This window comes from uncultured Thiodictyon sp. (genome assembly GCF_903946935.1).
GTDB lineage: Bacteria > Pseudomonadota > Gammaproteobacteria > Chromatiales > Chromatiaceae > Thiodictyon.
This window is the reverse complement of the sequence record NZ_CAJAXH010000029.1, coordinates 1-2,859: the sequence shown is the minus strand read 5'-3', so window position 1 is coordinate 2,859 and position 2,859 is coordinate 1. Positions and strand designations below refer to the sequence as shown.

The following is a 2,859-nucleotide window of genomic DNA, read 5'->3' as shown; positions in this document are numbered from 1 at the left end:
GACCTTTGCCAGAAAATCAAAAACTTCATCGACTATTTCAACAAGACAATGGCCAAACCATTCCGCTGGACCTACCAAGGCAAGCCGTTGGCAGCCTAGCTTGACATGGTCCGAGCACTTTCATCCTGCGGTACTAGGTCGCCCTCCTTTAGCATGTAATTACCCCATGGTCCATTATGCAATAGCGCTAGCCCGATGCCCCTTGCCCATGGCTGAACCTCTCTAGCATCAAGTATGGGCTCCGGCCCAGGCCAATCATATTTTTTAAGAATGCCGCGCTTCAGGTGTAGATCGCCAGCAATAACGGCATCAGTCAATGCCTTGTGTATCTTCGGTCTTGTGGCTTTCTTTTTGTTTTGCTCATCAAGAGCCAGTCCGTCATGCAGAAGCGAGGCGGCGGCATCAAGAGTCAACTCAAACGGACGCACGAAATAAGGATAGTCCGAACTATTGTCGAGTAAATCGTAATGTGTCTCAGATGGCATAGTCGCGCACCTTCAAGCGCAATCCTTCAATAAAGGGGGCCGCACCAACCGGGTGAAGGTGCCCGGCTTTCCTCCCGTCGGAGTAGGTGCGGCCGTAACTGGTCAGCCGGCCTTGGCGAACTCCACCACGTTGGTGGTCTCGGCATCGCCCACCAGGCGCAGCACATAGCCTGCCCAAGCGTCCAGGGCGGTCTTGCGTTCGTCCAGATACAAGGCGCGGTTGTAGGTCCCTGCGACGCCACCACGCGAGCCTGAAACGTGGTTGATGGTCGCCTCGATGACGTGGGGCGGTATGCGCAAGTCCTCGGCCATGCGGGTTGCCAGGGTCCGGCGTAGGTCGTGGATGGTCCACGCGGCGATATTGGCGCGACCGTCCAGGCGGGCCTTGCTCTTGGACCAGCCGGAGAAGGGGCGCGGGCCGAAGGAGGTAAAGACGAACTCGGTCTGCATCTTCATCGCGGCTTGCTCTGCCCGGCGTTCTGCCAGGATCGCCAGCACGGGCGCCGACAGGGGCACGATATGTCCCCGGCCGTTCTTGGTCCGGCTCGCCGGCAGCGTCCAGGTGTCGCCGTCGAGCTCGACCCAGCGCATACCGGCTACTTCCTCGCTCCTCTGGCCCGTCAGCATCAAGATTCGGATGATCCCGGCGAACAGGTCGCCGTGGTTGACCTGGGTTGGTGCGACGCCTTGCCAGATGGCGCGCAGTTCGGCAGGTGACAAAACCCGCGCGCGTGACTGTTCGGCTCCCGGCTTCTTGATGCCGTCGGTCGGATCGGCCTTGATGATCTCGCGATCCACGCACCACGCGCAGAGCATCCCTAGATAGGCAAGGGTCCGGTTCGCCATGACCTCTGAACCACGCTCAACCAGCACGTCAAGCACGTCAAGCACGTCACGTTTCGTGACCTTCACCATGGGCAGGTCGCGCCAGTCGGCGAACAGGTCAGAGTCGAGAACCCGCTTGATCTCGGACAGGGTGCGCGGGGCAGGGCGCTTGTTCTGGCGACCGCGGTATTTCGTCAAGAACTCGTCGCGCACGGCGGCGAAGGTGTCGCGGCTTTCCTGTTCCATGGCCTTGCGCTGCGCCTTGGGGACTCCCGCGGGGTTCTGGCCCTGCTCTGCCTTGGTCTTGGCGTCGGCGGCCAGCACGCGCGCTGCGGCGAGACTGACCGCGGGATAGTTGCCCAGCGTCACGCGCTGTTGCGTCCACTCGCCGGCCTTGAGGGTGCGGACGATCATTACCCAGGACCGGGCGCCAGTCTGCGACACGCGCAACCCAAGCCCCTTGGTGGTTGTGTCCCAATATTCGCACCGGGGCGCGTCGGTGGGGGCCTTGAGCTTGCGCACGGCTGCATCGGTCATCTGTAGGCGCTTGGGGTCGGCCTTCTTGGTGGTCTCGGCGGGGGCGATGGTAGGCATGTCGGCGCGTCCTGGTAGAGCAACTGACTCGGGGTAAGCCGGGGTAACACGGGGTAACGCTCGGGGTAACAGATGATGGCGCTTTGGACTGTTACCCCGTGTTAGTAACAGTCTATAACATCCGACAGGGAACGCAACAGCGATAGGCGGTTACAGGGGGCAGGTCACACTGACTTGTTCGGGCCTGAAATGCCCAGAAATGCCGTTTTCGCTGATTTTTAATCAGCGGGTCTGTGGTTCAACTCCTCTCGCAGGCTCAAATAAAACAACGGCTTAGACTCAAGAAGTCTAGGCCGTTTTCTTTTGAGCAACCAATGAGCAACCACGCGGCGCAAAGTCGGCGGGAAATCGCCGTTTTTCGGGTCCCTTTGGGGGCCGTCCGCCGGTCATAAATCCGGGTACAGCTTCACCGCGGTGAAGCCTCGAAATCCGGGCCGCTCGATCATCCCCCGGGCGGTTTCCCGGGAAACGCCAAACCACCCCACTCGAACCCGACCGCGGCGAACTGCACCAGGTGGAGCCCAACCGCAAAGGGCAGGGCCGGCAGGATCGGCAGGGCCTCAACCGCTCCATCTTCACCCGGGCCTCGATCCCGACCGCGGCGAGTTGCACCAGGTGGAGCCCGACCACGAAGGGCACCGCCGGCAGGATCGGCAGGGCCTCAACCGCTCGGGTCGGGAACTGGCGCCGGGTCGGGCTCCGGCTCGCTGGCTGGCTCCACCAAGCCGCCCACGCCTGACCCCGTGCCCTTGCCGATGGTGGCCATGGTCGCGCGGTCCGCGTGCCCTGGGAGGTTCACCCGACTGCCGGCCGCCGGCTCGATCCTGACCGCGGCGAGGGCGTCGATCATAATCCCGGCCAGTGGCGTGCGTAGTCAGGGCTTCCAGCCCTGACGGTGTCAGGCCAAGATGGCCTGACTACGCACCCGGCGAGCCCAAGTGGCCGGAATCTTGAT

At 62.2% G+C, this 2,859-nt stretch carries 3 protein-coding genes; all 3 read right to left on the bottom strand.

Annotated features, from left to right (window positions below; genetic code table 11):
* Positions 1-95 precede the first annotated feature (95 nt).
* On the bottom strand, positions 96-485 hold the full coding sequence (locus QZX93_RS03650; RefSeq protein ID WP_295387889.1) for a hypothetical protein: 390 nt from the start codon (positions 483-485) through the stop codon (positions 96-98).
* 102 nt (positions 486-587) lie between these two features.
* Positions 588-1,904, bottom strand: coding sequence for a site-specific integrase (locus QZX93_RS03645; RefSeq protein ID WP_295387886.1), 1,317 nt, complete (start codon positions 1,902-1,904; stop codon positions 588-590).
* Between the two features lie 661 nt (positions 1,905-2,565).
* On the bottom strand, positions 2,566-2,754 hold the full coding sequence (locus QZX93_RS03640; protein WP_295387883.1) for a hypothetical protein: 189 nt from the start codon (positions 2,752-2,754) through the stop codon (positions 2,566-2,568).
* Positions 2,755-2,859 lie beyond the last annotated feature (105 nt).

Bases quoted from the DNA above. Each gene is read 5' to 3' on its own strand.
- QZX93_RS03650 (WP_295387889.1), bottom strand. From the start codon at position 485: ATGCCATCTGAGACACATTACGATTTACTCGACAATAGTTCGGACTAT.
- QZX93_RS03645 (WP_295387886.1), bottom strand. From the start codon at position 1,904: ATGCCTACCATCGCCCCCGCCGAGACCACCAAGAAGGCCGACCCCAAG.
- QZX93_RS03640 (WP_295387883.1), bottom strand. From the start codon at position 2,754: ATGATCGACGCCCTCGCCGCGGTCAGGATCGAGCCGGCGGCCGGCAGT.